We start from the raw sequence: 19,753 nt of genomic DNA, 5'->3' as shown, positions 1-19,753 counted from the left end.
GCACATATAATTAAACCTTTGATTATGAGCCCATACAAATCCGTCCTGTTTTTTTTCCTAAGCTTAATATCTACTCAGGTCTACTCTCAATACACCGATGTCATTAATTCTAACAGGCCAGGTACTTCCAGAAGTGCATTTTCTGTCGGCACTAATGTGGCACAATTTGAAGTGGGACCTTATATACTAAGTGAAAAAAGAACGCCTACTATAGCAAATGAAGTTTCTGGATTTGGAATCGATTTTGCTGCTCGTTATGGATTATTGCTAGAAGAACTAGAGATAAACGTTGAAGGAACTTACCAAAATGACACCAAAACATTTACTTCAAATCTATCAGCAGAAGAAAAACGCTCCAATTTCAAATTCGTTGCAATTGGTGCTAAATATTTGGTTTTCGACCCATACAAAAATGCTGAAGAAGACAAACCAAATCTATACAGCTGGAAAGCAAACAGACAGTTTAAATGGAAATCTTTAATCCCTGCTGTTTCAGTGTATTTAGGGGCTAATTATGACACAAAAACTAATCCATACACGGCACCTGGAATTGAAGGCTTTAGCCCTAAAATCATGATTGCCACTCAAAATAATTTTGCTGGCGGCTGGGTATTTGTCATGAATTTAATAAAGGACAGAATTGGAACTGATCAGTCCGATTTTCAATACATATTGACCCTAACGCATTCCTTCAACCCGAAATGGGTTATATTTGGCGAAACACAAGGTATTCAAAGTGATTTTTATGCCGATAACCTTTTTAGATTTGGTGGTGCCTATTTGTGGGGGAAAGACTTTCAGTTAGACACAGCATTAACGTTCAATACCAAAGACACCCCATCAGTTTTTAGCGTGAATTTTGGAGCATCTTACCGATTAGATTTCCATAAAGATAATGACAAAGAAGTAGATAATGGTACTTCTGCTGAAGCTGAGGGACAAAGACGATCTAACCGCAAAGGTAAAAACAAGAGTAAGAAGAATAAAAAAGACCAAGATTCTGATAACACAATTAAGAAAAGAAAAAAAGACGATATAGATTTTGATGATAACTAACCCGTCAAAATATATAACTATACTATGATAACACTAAAAGAAGTACACTCCAAAAAAGACCTGAAAGCATTTGTAAAGTTTCCTTTTGAGCTTTACAAAGACTCTAAATATTGGGTCCCTCCTATTATTAGTCAAGAAATTAAAACCTTTAGCAAGAAAGACAACCCCGTTTTTAATGACGCCGAAGCGAGATTGTTTTTGGCATATAAAAACAACAAAATTGTTGGTCGAATTGCTGCGATAATAAACTGGCTGGAAGTAAAAGAGCAAAACCAGAAGAAAATGCGTTTTGGGTGGTTTGATTTTATTGATGATTTAGAAGTGTCGAAAACCCTTTTAAACGAAGTTGAAAAAATCGGGAAAGCACATAACCTTGAATACACAGAAGGACCGGTTGGATTTTCTAATCTTGATAAAGTTGGTGTTATGACTGAAGGGTTTGAATCGATTGCTCCTATGGTGACGTGGTATAACCATCCCTACTACATTAAACATTATGAAGTTGCCAATTTTAAAGTTGAAAAATCATATTCTGAAAGTAAGTTTCCTTTTAAAAATGTGAAACCGGAATTCTTTTATAAAGCTCAAGAACTTATTAAAAGACGCTACAAGCTAACAGCACTAAAGCTTACCAAAACAGAAGAGGTTATGCCTTATGCAGATAAAATGTTTGACCTGTTTAATGAAAGTTACGCTTCATTATCCTCTTTTGTGGCTATTAACGATATTCAAAAAGAATATTTTAAAAAGAAATTTATAAGTTTCGTTAATCCTGAGTATATCAAATTCATAGTAGATAAAGATGATAACATGGTTGGTTTTGCAATCGTGATGCCAGCATTCGCTAAAGCGCTACAGAAGATTAAAGGCAAATTGTTTCCTTTTGGATTCAGACATATTATGGATGCAAAAAAGAACAGTAAAGATGTTATATTTTATTTAATAGGCATACATCCAGATTACCAAAACAAAGGGGTTCATGCCGTAATATTCAATGAATACTACGAAACATTTAAAGAAAAAGGCATTGAAACCTGTTTTAGAACGCCAGAATTAGAGGACAACTATGCCATTCATCAAATATGGAAGCATTTTGATCCCGAAGTATACAAACGGCGAAAAACATTTAAAAAAGATATAGACTAAAAGACTATAGATCACATATCTTTTATATATTACAAAATAGATACTTAAAACAAAAAAGTCCAATTCATTAATGAATCGGACTTTTTTAATATGACATATTTATTATTACTCTCCCATTGCTGCCATTACAGCTGCTGAAAGACGTTTATAAGTTCCATTTTCTAATCGCTCTCTAATAGCATCAAAAGCATCTAATGTTTCAGACACATCTTCTAAAGTATGTGTAGCTGTAGGTATTAAACGAAGCAAAATTAACCCTTTAGGTATTACCGGGTAAACCACTATAGAACAGAATATTCCGTAATTTTCACGCAAATCTCTAACTAGCGCCATAGCTTCAGGAATACTACCTTTTAAATATACTGGTGTTACACAGCTTTGAGTGGTACCAATATCAAAACCACGCTTTTTTAATCCCGATTGTAGTGCATTAACATTTTCCCATAACTTGTTTTTTAGTTCTGGCATTGTTTTAAGCATATCTAAACGCTTGCGTGCACCAACAACCAATTGCATTTGCAATGATTTTGCAAACATTTGAGAACGTAGGTTATATTTTAAATAATCAATTATTTCTTGATCGCCTGCTATAAAAGCTCCCGTACTTGCTAAAGACTTAGCAAATGTTGCAAAATACACATCAATATCATCTTGAACACCTTGTTCTTCACCTGCTCCTGCTCCTGTTGCTCCTAATGTTCCGAAACCGTGGGCATCATCAACAAATAATCTGAAATTAAATTTCTTTTTAAGCGCTACAATTTCTTTTAAACGCCCTTGCTCACCACGCATACCAAAAACACCTTCAGAAATCACTAAAATACCTCCTCCAGTTTGTTCTGCCATTTTAGTAGCACGCTCTAAGTTTTTCTCTAAACTAACTACATCGTTATGTTTATAGGTAAAGCGTTTTCCCATGTGTAAACGCACACCATCAATAATACAAGCATGTGCATCAACATCATACACAATAATATCATCTTTAGCTACTAAAGCGTCAATAGTTGAGACCATACCTTGATAACCGAAATTCAAAAGATAAGCAGCTTCTTTACTAACAAAATCAGCCAATTCATTTTGAAGTTTTTCATGCAAATCGGTATGACCAGACATCATTCTTGCACCCATTGGGTAAGCAGAACCATATTGTGCCGCCGCTTCCGCATCTACTTTTCGTACTTCTGGGTGATTTGCTAAACCTAAATAATCATTAATGCTCCAAGTAATAACATCTTTCCCTTGAAACTTCATACGATTAGAAATTTCACCTTCTAATTTAGGGAACACAAAATACCCTTCAGCCTGAGACGCCCATTTACCTAGCGGCCCTTTGTCTTTGTAAATTTTTTCAAATAAATCTTTCATTTATTATAAATCTTATTGCTATTAAAATTAAGACGTAACTATAACTAGAAAAATGCTTTTAGGGAGTGTAAACATAACTAAATGTTTAAATTTAAAGAAGCTTTTAGTTCTTAGTTAGTTATGCAAAACTAAATATTTATATGGTTTGAGCATAATTTTTAAGGCTCAATTATTTAAAATACCAATTAAACTTCAAAATAACACATCTAAATCGTTTCTTTTTAGATTATTATGCGTTTAAAAACACAAGCTAAGCTATTCTCAATTTTTTCGCCTTAACTAATCTGAAAATAATTCAATTTATTAATATACATTTAAAATTTGATCGGTATAAATCAAAAAAGAGATGATATATTACTTTTTCAGCAAACTATCATCTCTTTCTTTTAAAGTTTTTTTTACTATTTTATATACTGAATGTTTTGCGCAGCAGCTTCGTTTTTACTATCGAAGAATCCTTGTTCATTCATCCATTTATCACTATAAACCTTACTCATGTATCTTGCGCCATGATCAGGGAATATAACTACAACATAATCATCTTTTTTAAATCTACCTTCTTCTCCTAGCTGTAAAATAGCTTGGGTAACCGCTCCAGATGTATATCCTACAAACATACCTTCGGATTTAGCAATCAATCTAGCTGTATGCGCACTGTCTTCGTCAGTTACTTTAACAAATTCGTCTATAACATCAAAATCAGTAGCTGTAGGGATTAAATTTTTACCTAAACCTTCTATTCTATATGGGTAAATTTCTTTTTCGTCAAACTCTCTAGTTTCGTGATATTTCTTAATCACAGAACCAAAAGCATCAACACCAATAATTTTAATATCAGGATTTTGTTCTTTTAAGTACTTAGCCGTACCGGAAATAGTACCACCAGTTCCGCTACAAGCAACAAGATGCGTAACTTTACCTTCAGTTTGTTCCCATATTTCTGGGCCAGTAGATTTATAGTGTGCATCAATATTTAATTGATTAAAATATTGATTAATATAAACAGAGCCTTTAATTTCACTATGCAAGCGCTTTGCTACTTCATAATAAGAACGCGGGTCATCTGCACTAACATGTGCTGGACATACATACACTTTTGCTCCCATAGTTTTCAACATGTCAATCTTATCTGGAGAAGACTTAGAACTTACTGCTAAAACACAATCATACCCTTTTATAATGCTTACCATTGCAATACTAAACCCTGTATTACCAGAGGTTGTTTCTATAATGGTGTCGCCCGGAGTAAGAATACCTTTCTTTTCGGCTTGTTCTATAATATAAAGTGCTATTCTGTCTTTAGAAGAGTGTCCTGGGTTAAAAGATTCTACCTTAGCATAAAAGTTGCCTTTTAATTTGGAAGTTATTTTATTAAGTCTAACAAGCGGTGTATTGCCCACTAAATCTAATACATTATCAAAAACTTTATTTCTATGTTTCATAAATGCTTTTTAAAAATCGTTATCTAAAAAAGATAAGCACGACTCAAACGGCACAAAAATAAAACTTTTTTTTTTATTAACCATGAATTCCTTCTAAATCTAACAAAAAGGCATATTCTAGAGCAACTTCCTTCAAGCTTTCAAAACGACCTGAAGCCCCGCCATGCCCCGAATCCATATCGGTACGCAAAAACAATCTATTTGAATCTTTTTTATAATCTCTTAACTTAGCCACCCATTTGGCAGGTTCCCAATATTGCACTTGAGAATCATGCAAACCAGTAGTTACAAGCATGTTAGGGTATTCTTGAACTTTTACATTATCATACGGTGAATAGGACTTCATGTAATTATAATACTTTAAATCATTAGGATTTCCCCATTCATCATACTCCCCTGTTGTTAGCGGAATTGTATCATCGAGCATTGTTGTAACCACATCAACAAAAGGGACAGCGGCTAAAATCCCATGATATAGCTCTGGATTCATATTTATAATAGTTCCCATTAATAAACCACCTGCAGAACCTCCATAGGCGTACAAATGCTTATTTGATGTGTAATTCTGCTCGATTAAGTGTTTTGAACAATCAATAAAATCATGAAACGTATTTATCTTAGTTAGTAGTTTTCCATTTTCATACCAATCTCTTCCTAAATATTCGCCGCCTCTAATATGAGAAATAGCGTAAATAAAACCTCTATCCAGCAGACTTAAGCGAATGCTTGAAAACGACGGGTCTGTTGTAGAACCGTAAGAACCATAAGCATATTGTAATAACGGATTAGAACCATCTAGCTTTATTCCTTTTTTATAAACTAGGGATATGGGCACTTTTACACCATCTCTAGCGGTTGCCCATATACGCTTTGATTCGTAGTTTTCTTTTTTGAATTTACCCCCTAAAACCTGCTGTTCTTTTTTAATCTCGTTTTGCTTCGTTTTGAAATTATAGTCGATTACTGAACTAGGTGAAGTCAATGAATTAAATCCGTAGCGTAAAACATCACTATCAAAATCTGGGTTATTTCCTATATAAACCGTATAAGTTTCAGAATTAAAAGGCAAACAATAGTCTTCTGCCCCGTTCCAACTGATAATTCTCAAATTATTAAGTCCGTTTTCTCTTTCGTTTACAACCAAATAATCTTTAAAAATTTCAATATCTTCAATTAAAACATCCCGTCTGTGAGGCATTACATCTTGCCAATGTTCTTTTTCCGTGGTTTGCTCATTTGTTTTCAGCAACTTGAAATTAGTAGCGCCATCACCATTGGAAATAATATAAAACGAATCATCGTAATGAGCAATGCTATATTCTAAATCTTTTGTTCTTTTTTGAAATATTTTGAATTCCCCATCAGGTGTATCAGCATTTAGTATTCTATATTCAGAGGATAAAGTACTTGAAGACCCAATAACTATATATTTTTTGGATTTTGTTTTGTAAACAAAGGTGTTAAAGGTTTCGTTTGCTTCATGGAAAACTTCAGAATCATTTTTAAAATCGGCATGTAATTTATGTTTGAAAATTTTATGCGAGCGTAAGGTAACCTCGTCCTTCATAGAGTAAAACAAGGTTTTATTATCGTTTGCCCAAGTTGCGCTACCAGTGGTGTTTAAAATTTCATCTTCATAAATTTCGCCAGTTTGTAAATTTTTAATCTTAATGGTATATTGTCTTCTACTAACAACATCTGTTGAAAACGCTGCTAGCGTATTATCTGGACTTATAGAAATTCCTCCTAAATTAAAATAAGCGTGGTCTTTTGCCATGTCATTACAGTCAAATAAAATTTCATCTTCGGCATCTAAGCTTTCCTTTTTTCTTATATAAATAGGGTAATCTTTTCCAGTTTCATACTTTGTAATATACCAGTAACCATTTAACTTGTATGGCACTGTAGAATCATCCTCTTTAATCCGCCCTTTCATTTCTTCAAACAAATCTTTTTGGAATGCGTCAGTATGTTGCATCATTTGCTTGGTATAGTCGTTTTCAGCATTCAAATAATCAATAACTTCTGGATTTTCTTTTTCATTTAACCAATAGTAATTATCTATTCTTATATCATCATGAATCTTTAATTCTTTTGATATTTTTTTAGCGATTGGGGCTTGAATTGTTTTTTTCAATGAAGATGTATTTATTCTTATAATTTAAGGCTTCAAAAATAGAAAAATTAAATAGCTTTGTCTTGTAATAACTAATATTAAAAATTATGTTTGGAGATATGATGAATATGATGGGCAAACTTAAAGAAACCCAGAAAAAAGTTGAAGAAACAAAAAAACGTTTGGATACGGTTTTAATTGATGAAGCCAGCAATGATAACAAGCTTAAAATTACTTTAACCGCAAACAGAACCATCAAATCTATTGAAATAGATGATACATTGTTAGAAGACAAAGAGCAGCTTGAAGATTATCTAATTCTTACCTTAAATAAAGCTCTAGAAAATGCTACTAAAGTGAATGAAGCCGAATTAGCTGCAGTTGCCAAAGAAGGGATGCCTAATATTCCTGGCATGGATATGTTTAAGTAAACATGAACATGTAACATAATTGCTAAATAGTCAATACATAATCAAATTATTCAAACAACTAACAGTCAGATATTTTAAAAAAAATAGCAACTAAAAAACTCTTTTATTAACCTCATGAAATATAAATAAAATAGACCAAATGCTATCAAAATTTCATAGGTCTAACTGTTTTATATTTTGTCTAAAAAAACCACCACCAACTCTTGTAAATGCGGATATACACACTACAGACACGGTAGTCACTAAAAACTTTAAGTGATTTAAAAAGAAAAGGAGGTAAAATTTAATTTGCCGCCTTTTCTTTTTGGTTATAGCGCATCCAAAAAAACTTTCAATTTCCTTTAAACTTGAATTAGTATTAAAAATCAAAACTTTAAACAAACCTCAGTGTAGCAATTAACATATGCCTTCCTTAAACTAAAGGATTATAACTTGAATTTAAAACCAAAAGAAAATATTGATATTTAATCTATTTTTATTTGATAAAAAAAAGACCAACATTAATATTCGCTTATAGAAACAGTAAATATTATAAATTATATTTATTTTTATCCGGAAAACTTAATTCCTATGCCCCTAAGCAAACTTAGAAATAAACTTTATTGGATTAGTGATACTCTAAAAGGTAGAAAGGTTGGTAATTATTTAAAGGAAATTAATTTTATACTTAACGACCCTACAAGTATAGAGTCCAAAAAAATTCAAAAAAACAATCTTGACAATTTATTGAAGCATGCTACAAACACGACAGCTTTTTATGCAAAATATAAAGACACAAGTTCTATAATTGATTTTCCTGTTATTAAAAAAACAGTAATTCAGAATAATTTTGAACAATTTCAATCTTCGTGCTTTAAAGATAAAAAAAAGTATAAAGTTTCTACTAGCGGATCTACAGGCGTTCCTTTCTTTTTGTTTCAAAACAAAGATAAAAAACATAGAAATACAGCTGATGTAATTTATTTTTTTAATCAATGTAATCATAAAATCGGAAATCGTCTGTATGAATTGGAGGTATGGAGAAATCATAACAAGAAAAGCAAGTTTAAATGTTGGATGCAAAACTCAATTCAGTTTGATATATCTAGACTGACTGATTATAGAATAAGTGCATTTATAAAACTTATTCAAAAAAACAAAAAGACGAATAAGACAATATTAGGTTTTGCCTCTTCTCTTGAAAGCATCACTAAATTTATTGATGAAAATAAAATAAGGCTTAATTACATCAATCTTAATTCAATAATTGCAAATTCAGAATACCTAAACTCCTATACAAAAACAAAAATGAGTGAATATTTTGGGGTTGAAGTATTATCAAGATATTCTAGTGAAGAAATTGGGATTGTAGCTCATCAAACTATAAAATCACCAGATAGTTTTATAATCAATCATGCAAGTTATTATATCGAAGTACTTAATTTTAATAATGACACTCATGTAGAATTAGGAGAATTTGGTAGAATCGTTGTAACTGACCTATTCAATTATGCTATGCCTATGATAAGATATGACACTGGGGACATAGCTAAATTATCAATGGAAGATAAAATCACAAAATTCGAATTAGTAGAAGGCAGAAAAATGGATCTTGTTTATGACTCATCAGGGAATAAAGTATCATCTTTTGTTGTCTATACAAAATTTTATAGGTACTATAAATATCTAAATCAATACCAGTTTATTCAGCAAGGGAGGAAAGACTATGAAATTAAACTCAATTTGAAAGATAATAACTTTAATTTTGAAGACAGCCTCATAATAGAAATGAAAAAGGAATTTGGTAAAGACGCCAATATATACATTACATATGTAGATGAAATACCTTTGCTTGCTTCTGGAAAAAGACGAAAAGTTATTAATAATTTCAGTAAATGTGTTTAAAATTTCTTTTGTTTTATAAGATGTAGACAAAAAATCAGCTGACTTTTGAAGTAAATGCAGAAGCTATTATATTTTTTGTGCGCAATACATATTTATAGAACATCGGTAATGGATCCTTTAAAACATATTTAAAAACAGTATTATTATAAATATATTTAAACTTAAAAACAAAAAAAGGGTTGCGTTTTATTTGGAAAACTAACCCCTTTAAATTAAGACAAGAAATAAGGTCTGCTTTTTGTAAAGCAACTTCATTTTTTAAATTTGACAAACATAATAAGTATGGAAAATTAACACCAGCCAATGCAGAGCCTTCTGTGTTAACCCAAAACCTGGTATTTATCTCTAATATTTTAAATTTTTTGTCTTTAAAATCATATCGACAATCTATATTTGCAATACCTGACCAATTTAAAGTGTAAATTAGGTTTTTAATTGTATGGATTAAATCCTTTTCTTCTACAAATTTAAATCCTATTTGAGGTAAAAATTTTCCATTAGAATTAAAGATATCCTTTTGGAAGGTATAGGCTATAATACTTCCATTTTTACAGAGTACGTTGCAACAAATATCATATCCATCAATAAAATTCTGTATTATAAAATCAGTATCTGATAAATTTCTTTTAAAAAAAGAAGAAAGGCTTTTAGAAGTCTCAATTTTTTTTATCAACTGTCCTCCACCATAACCTTTAACTGGTTTTACAATTACAGGAAAGCTTAAATCAAAATCGTTATCAGGTAAACTACCTGAACTAACCACATAACTTTTAGGGGAAGGTAATTTGTGCTTTTTTAGATGTTTGAATAGAAGCCCTTTATCTCCTGCTACTATAAAATCGTTCAAAGTAGGCAACAAGCATAATTTACTACTAGATTTAAATACGTCAATATTTTCTATTATTTTTTTAATTCCCGTTTCAAATATGGGAACTATTACATCAATATTATTTTGTTCAACTACATAATGTATATAATTAACCCATTCAATATCACTGCTTACTTTGGAATGATATATGTATTTTTGGACATATCTAGAAAAACGCATTTCACTTAACTTTTTGGTAGATAAAACAAAAATTTTAACCTCGCGCTCTTGGGCTAAACAATTAACAATAAAGCGCAAAAGATGGCTTTCGCCATCAGGAATTAGAACAGATATATTAGCCTTTTTATTTTTCATCTATTTTTTTTCCAAAGAAGAAAGACAATACAAGAAAGGGAAATTTACGCCAGCAATAGATGAAGCATCTGTACTCAACCAAAATCTTGTATTAATTTCAATAACCTTAAACACCTTTTCGTTTTCATCATACCTCCAATCAATATTAACAACCCCAGACCAGTTTAAACTTTTCATGAGTGTTTTTGTACTCTCAATTAATTCTTCATTTTCTATAAAATCAAAACTTATTCGAGGTGTTAATATTCCATCTCTATAAACAGTTCCTTTTTGAATTGAAAAAGCAATTAAATCCCCTTCTTTACATAATGCGTTACAACAAAAATCGCAACCTTGAATAAACCCCTGAACTATAGTATCACATTTATATTGATTGGTTTTATAATAACTCAAAACCTGCTCTTTATTTTTAACTATTTCGACACCAACTCCACCACCACCACCACCACCATCATCTTCTGCAGGTTTAATTATAACTGGAAAGCTAAAGTCTTCCAAATTCACCAAACTATTTGGTTTTACAATTAAAGTATTAGGACATGGAATTTGATTTTCCTTTAAATGCAAGTACAATAACCCTTTATTTCTCGCGGAATTAAGACTCTCTATATCTGGCAATTCACAGAGCTTATTAGGTTCTTTTATTTTTTCTATATTTTCAACAATAGTTTTAATCCCCATTTCATAAATAGGCAAAATAAGATCTATATTATTCTTATCTACTTCAAAATTAATATGATTTATTCATTCGTCTTAATTAGTTACTGGGTAGTAAATAAAATTTTCAATTAGTCTAGAATATTTCATGTGATTATTCTTAACAGAAGACATCACATATATCTTAACATTTTTTATGAGAGAAAAACAATTAACCACATACATTATTACGTGAATTTCTCCATCTGGAATTAATATTGAAATTTGTTTTGTCTTATTATTTTTCATTTAAATAAATATTTATTAAATAAAATTTAAAACATTTATTAATTCCTCATGCATTATATCCGTATAATCCAAATGTGTTACCATTCTTAATTTCCTATCTCCCATACTAATAATATGAATGTTTTTTTTAGCTAGTTGCTGCAAAAAATGGTTTTCATTTACATCTTCATTCAATTCAAAAATAACAATATTAGTCTCAACAGGTTCAACCGATTCAATAATTGCTAATTTAGTGAGTTCCTCGCTTATTTCTTTTGCTTTTTTATAATCTTCATTTAATCTTTCAATATTATTATCTAAAGCATATAATCCTGCTGCTGCTAAATATCCTGCTTGGCGCATGTTACCTCCAAATATCTTCCTAATTCTAATGGCATCTTTCATAATTTCTGAATCTCCAACTAAAACCGAGCCTATTGGGCAACCGAGCCCCTTACTTAAACATACAGCAATGGTATCAAAAACTTCACCATATTGTTTGGCTGTTTCATTTTTCGCCACTAATGCATTCCATATACGAGCACCATCTAAATGATACCCTAGTTTGTTATCATCACAAACTTTTCTAATATTCAAAATCTCATCAAAATCCCAACATGCACCACCTCCTTTGTTTGTAGTGTTTTCTATTTCAACTAAACTCGATTGACTATAATAATAGGCATTCGGGTTTATGGCCTCTAAAACTTGTTCTGCATTAAACATGCCTCTGTTACCATCAATCAATTTACAAGATACACCACTATTAAAAGAAGCACCACCAGACTCATAATTATAAATATGGGCGTATTTATCACAAATAACTTGATCTCCTGGGTTAGTATGTAGCTTTAAAGCGGTTTGGTTCGCCATGGTACCACTAGGAAAAAACAAAGCTTCTTCTTTCCCAAACATCAAAGCAATACGAGTTTCTAATTCATTAACAGTAGGGTCCTCCCTAAAAACATCATCGCCAACTTGGGCTTGCGTCATGGCATTCAACATACCTTTTGTTGGTTTGGTAACGGTATCGCTTCTTAGGTCTATGTTCATAAAATGAATTTATTGATAAAACTATAAAATATATTGTGACGAGTATAGTTTAACATTAAAATTATTTCATATATAATTTAGAATTAAGGATAAATACAAGGCTTGGCTAGCCTTTATCATAACACATAATATTATAATGCATTTTAACCGGTAAAATATAAAACTCAACTATTAACCGATTTAATGTATGTATTAATCGAAATATTTTCTTACTTAGCATTTACTTGATTAACTTTACAGAGTTATTAATCAAAATAATTAATTATGAAAAAAAATATTTTAGGAATTATTGGAATTTGCTTCCTGTTTCTCTCATGCGAAAATGAACTATTAGAAATACAAGAAGAACAAGGACTTTCTTTATCTTCTTCTTCATTATCAAGTAAGTCAAATTCACAAAGTGATTGTGTTCCTGATTTGGAAGCTTTAGAATTAAGCTTACCAGATGTTGTAACAGGAACTGTAACTGCAAAACCTGGAGTTGACTCTTACTTTACTCTAGATATTTTAGACACAGATTTAGCTGGTACTGATATTGCAGCTTGGTGTGTTGATCAAGACTTAAGTTTATATGAAGGAGATAGTCCGGAATTCATTGTTTACTCAACTTATGAAGAACTTCCCGAAGGAGAATTTGAGTTTCCAGAAAACTTTGATTTAGTTAACTGGGTTATAAACCAAGATTATATTGGTAAAGCAAGCACTAGTGGAGGCAATTATACTTTCGCACATATACAATATGCGATATGGTTACTAGTTGATGATTCTGTATGTATTGAATGTACTGCTTTGTCTGAATCTGGCGCTGACAGTTGGACTAGTAATGCAGCAGTTAATATTGCAATGGCTCAAGAAATCGCTGCCGCTGCAATAGCTAATGGAGAAGGATTTGTTCCAGGATGTGGACAAAAAGTAGGTGTAATATTAAATCCTGCAGGAAAGCAAGCAATTATGATTGTAGTAGATGTTCCTGAAAAAGAAGAAGAATGTAAGCCATGTGAAGGAAAAGTTACCGAACTAGAATTGCAATACAATGGTGATGTACAGGCAGATATTATAGTTAAAACAAAAGGAAAAGGCAAGAACAAAGTAGGTGATGATGTATTTATAGGCACAGTAAATCCTGGTGAAACATTTAGTTTTGTTGGAAAAGACGATAAAGGAACATTAGGTACAGAAATTTCCATTTATGTTAATGGCAGTTTAGACCAAAAAATCCATACCAGTTGTTCAGTACCAATTGGTCCTGGTGCCATTTTTGGAGATTATACGGTTATAAGCGGAAAGAGCCGTGAAGGTGGAGAATTATGTGATACAAACTACAGTGAAGAAGAGGAAGATGATAATTGCGATTGCGATGGTAAATTAACCGAATTAGATTTAGCATATTCTGGAGATGGAGCTACAATTATTGTAGAAACAAAAGGTAAATCTGGTTCAGAGATTTTTAATGAATATGTAGATAATGGTGGAACAATAGAACTTGTTGGAAACGATAAGAAAGGTACTTTAGGTACAGAAATCAAAATATACATTAATGGATCTGAATCTGTAAAAATCCATACCAGTTGCTCTGATCCTAATGTAGTACCTGGCTATAAAGTTGGAGATTTTGAAGTAATTCGTGGTGCCAGTAGAAATAATGGCGAATTATGTCCTGTTGATGTTCCTCCAAATACAGGTGGACACTAATACTGTGATGAGAAAATTGAAATTATGAGTCTTCCTAAAATAGGCTGACAGTTTTAAAAATTAAAAAAATCCAGAGAAGCTATCTTCTCTGGATTTTTTTATGTTTTTTTTATTTAAAGAAATACTTGGTTATCTAGCTTTCTAAACAGTTATCAATATAGTTAGCGGCTAAACACTATAGCATTTAAGTTGTTAATAATAACATAGTTAAAGACACTAAAAGCACTCTAATTATAATATTTAAATACCCCATAAAATATCATTAAAATTAATTTTCATCTAAAATATTAAACCATACTTTTGTTTAAAATAAAATCAACTATGATAACATCAGATCAAATAAAAGATCTTAATACCCGCCTCGATAAACTTAGGCACTATCTTTGACATAGACGCCAAACTTATAGAAATACAAAACGAAGAAGAACAAACCTTCGACCCTAATTTCTGGAACGATTCCAAAGCAGCAGAAATTATAATGAAATCACTTCGTGTCAAAAAAAAATGGGTAGAAGATTATAATACTGCAAAAACACGTATTGAAGACCTTGAGGTTTTATATGAATTCTACAAAGAAGATGAAGTTACTGCTGAAGAAGTAGAACAACACTACAATAAACTAACCACGCTTCTAGAAGACATCGAATTCAAGAACATGCTTTCAGAAGAAGGCGATAGCCTAAGTGCCGTGCTTCAAATTACAGCTGGAGCTGGTGGTACCGAAAGTTGCGATTGGGCAAGTATGCTTATGCGCATGTATTTAATGTATGCCGAAAAAAGCGGATTTAAAGTTAAAGAGCTCAACTTTCAGGAAGGTGATGTTGCAGGAATAAAAACCGTGACATTAGAGATTGAAGGCGATTTTGCTTTTGGTTGGCTAAAAGGCGAAAATGGTGTGCATCGTTTGGTGCGTATCTCCCCTTTCGACAGCAATGCTAAACGACATACTAGTTTTGCTTCAGTTTATGTATATCCGCTTGTTGATGATACTATTGAGATTGACATCAACCCAGCAGATATTGATATTACTACAGCACGTTCAAGTGGTGCTGGTGGCCAAAATGTAAATAAAGTTGAAACAAAAGTACAGTTAACCCACAAACCAACTGGAATTCAAATTTCATGTTCTGAAACCCGTTCGCAACACGATAATAGGTCGAGAGCTATGCAAATGCTTAAGTCTCAATTATATGAAATTGAACTTCAAAAACAATTGGCGCAACGTGAGGATATTGAAGCTGGTAAAATGAAAATTGAATGGGGAAGTCAAATTCGTAATTATGTGATGCACCCTTATAAACTCGTGAAAGATGTAAGAACAGCACATGAAACGGGTAACGTTGATGCGGTTATGGATGGCAATATTGACGAATTCCTAAAATCATATTTAATGATGATGGGACAAAAAGTAGAAGATGATTCATCATTATAAATATATTGGAAAAAGGAGTCAAGATGATAAAAAATAATATTAATCAAAGTCCCTCCTTTCGAGGAAAATATGGAGGCTTATGAATAAAATAGACACGATTATATTCGACCTCGGCGGTGTTTTAATAGACTGGAACCCTGAATACGTCTTTTTAAATGAATTTAATGGCGACCGCAAAAAAATGCAATGGTTTTTTGATAACATTTGCACTAGTGATTGGAATGAAAACCAAGATGCTGGTTACCCAATTGCCCAAGCTACAGAAGATTTAGTTAAAGCGTTTCCTAAGCATGAAAAACACATTAGATTGTTTTATGGTGATTGGGAACGTATGCTCGGTGGCTCTATAAAAGGTACTGTTAATATTCTTGATAAATTAATAAAATCAAAGCAATATAAAGTAGTCGCTTTAACCAATTGGAGCAGCGAAACCTTTCCCATTGCCCAAGCACGTTTTGAATTTTTGCAGTGGTTTGACGGGATTATTGTTTCTGGTGAAGAAAAAACCAGAAAACCTTTTAAAGATATATTTGATATCACTATGAATCGATTCAACATAACTCCTGAAAACTCTATATTCATAGATGATAATTTAAGAAATATTGAAGCTGCCAATAATTTAGGAATTAATGGCATTCAATTTGAATCTCCAGAAGAACTCATTAAGCACTTAAAAAACTATAATATCCATTTATAATGATTAAAATATACCATAATAACCGTTGTAGTAAATCGCGTTGCGGATTGGAAATTCTCGAAAAATCAGGAAAAGAATTTGAAGTCGTTAAGTATCTTGACAATATCCTTTCAGCTAAAGAGCTAAAAGACATCATTAAATTGCTAGGTATAAAGCCTATTCAATTGGTAAGAAAAAATGAAGCTATTTGGAAAGACAATTATAAAAACAAGGATTTAAGTGATGCTGACATTATAAAGGCCATGGTTGAAAACCCAAAACTTATAGAACGCCCAATAATAATTAACGGGAATAAGGCTGTTATAGGAAGGCCACCTGAGTTAATACTTGATATTATTTAACCTTTACCCCTGCCAATTAACAGAACTTTAACCATTTCTGATCAAACCATACTATAAATTTGCAGTCTAACCATCAAAAACTTTTAATGGCTAAATCTTTAGTATTAATAATCACTTTTTGCATTTTCACTGTATTTGGTTTTGCTCAAAGACCAGAACAAAAAGAAGTTACTGTTTCAGGGCATATTATTGATAAAGAAACTCAACAGCCTTTAGAATATGCTACCATAGCCTTTTTTAATAAACGTCAAAATAAAATTGTTACCGGAGGAATAACCGATGCTAAAGGTAACTTCAACATATCCATTCAAACTGGGGTGTATGATATTACTATTGAATATATTTCTTTTAAAACCATAACCATTCCTAATAGAAAATTATCTAAATCTGAAGATATAGGTCGTTTTTCTCTTGAAATAGATACAGAATCGTTAGATGAAATAGAAATTATTGCTGAACGTACTACAGTTGAAATTCGCCTTGACAAAAAGATATATAATGTAGGCAAAGATTTAACGGTTAGCGGCGGCACTGTTAGCGATGTTCTAGACAATGTACCATCGGTTTCTGTAGATGCTGAAGGCAATGTGGCCTTAAGAGGTAATGATAATGTTCGCATTCTCATCAATGGAAAACCTTCTGGTTTAGTTGGTCTCAACTCTTCAGATGCATTACGACAATTACCTGCGGATGCCATTGAGAAAGTTGAAGTTGTTACCTCGCCGTCAGCAAGGTATGAAGCTGAAGGAACAGCTGGAATCCTAAACATCATTTTACGCAGAAGTAAATTACAAGGGCTTAATGGGTCTATAACTGGAAATGTTGGTCATCCTGATGCAGCTGGTATTTCTGGAAACATTAATTATAGATCAGGCGACCTTAATTTTTTTAACACCTCCTCTTATGGTTATAGGGAAAGTATAGGACGCTGGTACAATCAGGTAAAATATTTTGATATTAACACTCCCGATTTGGATGAAAAAAGGGATTGGACAGACACCAGAAAAGGGCTTACAACAAACGTTGGTTTAGAATGGTACATCAATAAAACCGCCTCGCTCACCTCTGCCCTTGTGTACAGAAATAGTGATAATGAAAACAATTCCGTTAATAACCTTATTCAGTTAGATAAAATAACAGGGGCCACAAGCCAAAATATTAGATTAGATCCAGAAAAAGAAGATAATAAAACAATTCAGTATTCATTAAATTTTACAAAAGACTTTAAAAAGAGTAATCATAAGTTGACCTTCGATTTTCAATATGAAACATCAAATCAAGATCAAAATTCATTAATTAATGTTAATGGCATGGATACGGATATTGTTAACACTTCAGAAGAGCAAACAGATATTTTATTGCAGTCAGATTACGTTTTGCCTATTGGAGACATGAGCCAAATTGAAATTGGATATCGTGGCAATTTTAAGGATACAACTACAGACTATGAAGTTTTATTACTTAATGATAATTCAAATGAATTTGAATTAAACACTAACCTTTCTAATGTTCTTAATTTCAGGCAGTACATAACTGCCGCTTATATGCAATTTGGTAGTAAAATTTACAAGTTTTCATATTTGCTTGGATTACGAATGGAAAATACACGTACCACTTTAGACCAACCAACAAGTGGCGATTTTAAAAAGAAAAGCTTAACAGGTTTATTTCCAACAGTAAATTTAAACTATGAAATAAGTGATGATGAAAGTATCATGTTTGGTTTTAACCGAAGATTGCGACGACCACGAGGGTTTATGCTAAATCCTTTTCCTTCTAGATCAAGTTTAACCAATGTATTCCAAGGTAATCCAGACTTAGACCCTACTTACAGTAGTAAATATGAATTAGGTTATTTGAATAGATTTGGAAAATTCACTTTAAGTTCTGCTGTATATTATGAACATTCCGATAATGTTATGACATTTGTAAGCAGAAAAACTGGAGAAACGGTAACCATTGACGGCGAAAACTTTCCGGTTGTTGAAAGAGGCCCAGTAAACTTAGCTACCGATAATCGATACGGATTTGAATTTAACCTAAATTATAGTCCAAACAAAAAATGGCGTGTTAATACAGATTTCAATTTATTTAAGCTAGAAAGAGCTGGTAGTTTTGAAGGCATTGACTTAACTTCAAATAATTTAACATGGTCTGCCCGTTTTACCAATAAGCTAACATTGCCCTACGCGATTGATTGGCAAACAAACATGAATTATAGAGGCCCTAGTAAAGATGCTCAAAATAACAGAAAAGGAAGAGGCTCTATAAGTACTGCGTTTAGCAAAGATCTGTTTAAAGAAAAAGCTTCTATAGCCTTTAACATCAGAGATGTATTTAATAGCAGAGTATACAGAAATCATATTACCGCAGATACGTTTACAAGTGATCAAGAAGTTCAGTTTAGAGGTGGACGCACTTTTACCTTATCTTTTACGTACAGATTCAATCAAAAGAAAAAACGCGAGCGCGAAGGTGGATTTAACGGCGGTGATGTTGAAATGTAACAGCCTTATATAAAACAAAAAAGGAAGCTAATCTGATATTAGCTTCCTTTTTTTATAAGTTAAATTATGCTTTTAAGCTTGACGCTTCGCTTTCTTTTCTTCTCTAATTTCTTTTAATCTTTCAATTAAAGAACCACCGATCCAATAAGGGATTACAAAGGTTAACAAAAATATCATTAACCAAAATCCAATTGTTAAAATGGTTAAGAATGCTAAAAAGCCTAAATATTGATCAAAATCAAACATAATTGTAAGTGTCTTTTAAAAAATCTTATGCAAAGATAATGCAAAGGTTGGTGTTATACAATATCAAATTAAAATTTAATAAACAATTTTATAAAATTGATTCCTCCCTTTAATGAAGGTCCTTAAAAGTTTGGTACCTCATCACCTAATCTAATTGTTGCTATTTTATTTTATAGTTTAATTAATAAATCTCATAATATAAATTACATGAATGAGTATAAAGTTAATCGTTTCCACA

16 protein-coding genes are annotated in these 19,753 nt (G+C 31.9%); 9 read left to right on the top strand and 7 right to left on the bottom strand.

Features of this window, described 5'->3' with window-relative positions; translation table 11 throughout:
• Positions 1-24 precede the first annotated feature (24 nt).
• A complete protein-coding gene (locus tag ABD935_RS02310) occupies positions 25-1,056 on the top strand; it encodes a transporter (RefSeq protein WP_345189938.1) in 1,032 nt (343 codons plus the stop codon).
• Between the two features lie 24 nt (positions 1,057-1,080).
• Positions 1,081-2,202: a GTP cyclohydrolase gene (locus tag ABD935_RS02305; protein WP_345189937.1), complete on the top strand. Its 1,122-nt coding sequence runs from the start codon at positions 1,081-1,083 to the stop codon at positions 2,200-2,202.
• 105 nt (positions 2,203-2,307) lie between these two features.
• Here the strand turns inward: ABD935_RS02305 and capB are convergent, their stop codons facing one another.
• The 3 genes from capB to ABD935_RS02290 form a co-directional block, all read right to left on the bottom strand.
• Positions 2,308-3,567 (bottom strand): cysteate-C-fatty acyltransferase, encoded by a 1,260-nt coding sequence (gene capB, locus ABD935_RS02300; protein WP_345189936.1) that lies wholly within the window; start codon positions 3,565-3,567, stop codon positions 2,308-2,310.
• A 401-nt stretch (positions 3,568-3,968) separates the two neighbouring features.
• Positions 3,969-5,009 (bottom strand): cysteate synthase, encoded by a 1,041-nt coding sequence (gene capA, locus ABD935_RS02295; protein WP_345189935.1) that lies wholly within the window; start codon positions 5,007-5,009, stop codon positions 3,969-3,971.
• A 76-nt stretch (positions 5,010-5,085) separates the two neighbouring features.
• Positions 5,086-7,146: a S9 family peptidase gene (locus ABD935_RS02290; protein ID WP_345189933.1), complete on the bottom strand. Its 2,061-nt coding sequence runs from the start codon at positions 7,144-7,146 to the stop codon at positions 5,086-5,088.
• An 86-nt stretch (positions 7,147-7,232) separates the two neighbouring features.
• Between ABD935_RS02290 and ABD935_RS02285 the strand changes: the two genes are divergently transcribed.
• Both ABD935_RS02285 and ABD935_RS02280 read left to right on the top strand, forming a co-directional pair.
• Positions 7,233-7,556, top strand: a complete 324-nt coding sequence (locus ABD935_RS02285; RefSeq protein ID WP_345189932.1) for a YbaB/EbfC family nucleoid-associated protein — start codon at positions 7,233-7,235, stop codon at positions 7,554-7,556.
• A gap of 570 nt (positions 7,557-8,126) precedes the next feature.
• The gene (locus tag ABD935_RS02280) at positions 8,127-9,440 is read left to right on the top strand and encodes a phenylacetate--CoA ligase family protein (protein WP_345189931.1); all 1,314 of its coding nucleotides are present in this window, start codon (positions 8,127-8,129) and stop codon (positions 9,438-9,440) included.
• 34 nt (positions 9,441-9,474) lie between these two features.
• Here the strand turns inward: ABD935_RS02280 and ABD935_RS02275 are convergent, their stop codons facing one another.
• The 3 genes from ABD935_RS02275 to ABD935_RS02265 all read right to left on the bottom strand — a co-directional run bounded on the left by ABD935_RS02275 (position 9,475) and on the right by ABD935_RS02265 (position 12,600).
• Positions 9,475-10,623 (bottom strand): ATP-grasp domain-containing protein, encoded by a 1,149-nt coding sequence (locus ABD935_RS02275; protein ID WP_345189930.1) that lies wholly within the window; start codon positions 10,621-10,623, stop codon positions 9,475-9,477.
• Positions 10,624-11,319 (bottom strand): ATP-grasp domain-containing protein, encoded by a 696-nt coding sequence (locus ABD935_RS02270; RefSeq protein ID WP_345189929.1) that lies wholly within the window; start codon positions 11,317-11,319, stop codon positions 10,624-10,626.
• A gap of 264 nt (positions 11,320-11,583) precedes the next feature.
• Positions 11,584-12,600, bottom strand: a complete 1,017-nt coding sequence (locus tag ABD935_RS02265; protein ID WP_345189928.1) for a threonine aldolase family protein — start codon at positions 12,598-12,600, stop codon at positions 11,584-11,586.
• 264 nt (positions 12,601-12,864) lie between these two features.
• On the opposite strand from ABD935_RS02265, the gene ABD935_RS02260 reads away from it, so the two are divergent.
• The 5 genes from ABD935_RS02260 to ABD935_RS02240 all read left to right on the top strand — a co-directional run bounded on the left by ABD935_RS02260 (position 12,865) and on the right by ABD935_RS02240 (position 19,269).
• Entirely contained in the window at positions 12,865-14,292 is a 1,428-nt protein-coding gene (locus ABD935_RS02260) for a DUF7467 domain-containing protein (protein WP_345189927.1), read from the top strand.
• A 321-nt stretch (positions 14,293-14,613) separates the two neighbouring features.
• Positions 14,614-15,724, top strand: a protein-coding gene (gene prfB / locus ABD935_RS02255; protein ID WP_345189926.1) for a peptide chain release factor 2 whose coding sequence is annotated in 2 segments (ribosomal slippage) — positions 14,614-14,676 and positions 14,678-15,724 — 1,110 coding nt in all. Because the reading frame shifts where the segments join, the coding sequence is not laid out codon by codon here.
• Between the two features lie 79 nt (positions 15,725-15,803).
• Positions 15,804-16,421, top strand: coding sequence for an HAD family hydrolase (locus ABD935_RS02250; RefSeq protein ID WP_345189925.1), 618 nt, complete (start codon positions 15,804-15,806; stop codon positions 16,419-16,421).
• Positions 16,421-16,762 carry an arsenate reductase (glutaredoxin) gene (gene arsC, locus ABD935_RS02245; RefSeq protein ID WP_345189924.1) on the top strand — a complete coding sequence of 114 codons (342 nt, stop codon included), beginning with the start codon at positions 16,421-16,423 and terminating at the stop codon, positions 16,760-16,762. Before ABD935_RS02250 ends, arsC begins: the two co-directional genes overlap by 1 nt.
• A gap of 86 nt (positions 16,763-16,848) precedes the next feature.
• On the top strand, positions 16,849-19,269 hold the full coding sequence (locus ABD935_RS02240) for a TonB-dependent receptor (RefSeq protein WP_345189923.1): 2,421 nt from the start codon (positions 16,849-16,851) through the stop codon (positions 19,267-19,269).
• A gap of 72 nt (positions 19,270-19,341) precedes the next feature.
• Here ABD935_RS02240 and ABD935_RS02235 read toward each other — a convergent pair whose 3' ends face one another.
• Positions 19,342-19,515, bottom strand: coding sequence for a hypothetical protein (locus ABD935_RS02235; protein WP_326283304.1), 174 nt, complete (start codon positions 19,513-19,515; stop codon positions 19,342-19,344).
• Positions 19,516-19,753: the final 238 nt, after the last annotated feature.

It is taken from the genome of Algibacter agarivorans, assembly GCF_039543245.1.
Lineage (GTDB): Bacteria > Bacteroidota > Bacteroidia > Flavobacteriales > Flavobacteriaceae > Algibacter_G > Algibacter_G agarivorans.
The sequence above is the reverse complement of the archived record's forward strand: the minus strand, read 5'-3'. Positions and strand labels throughout refer to the sequence as shown.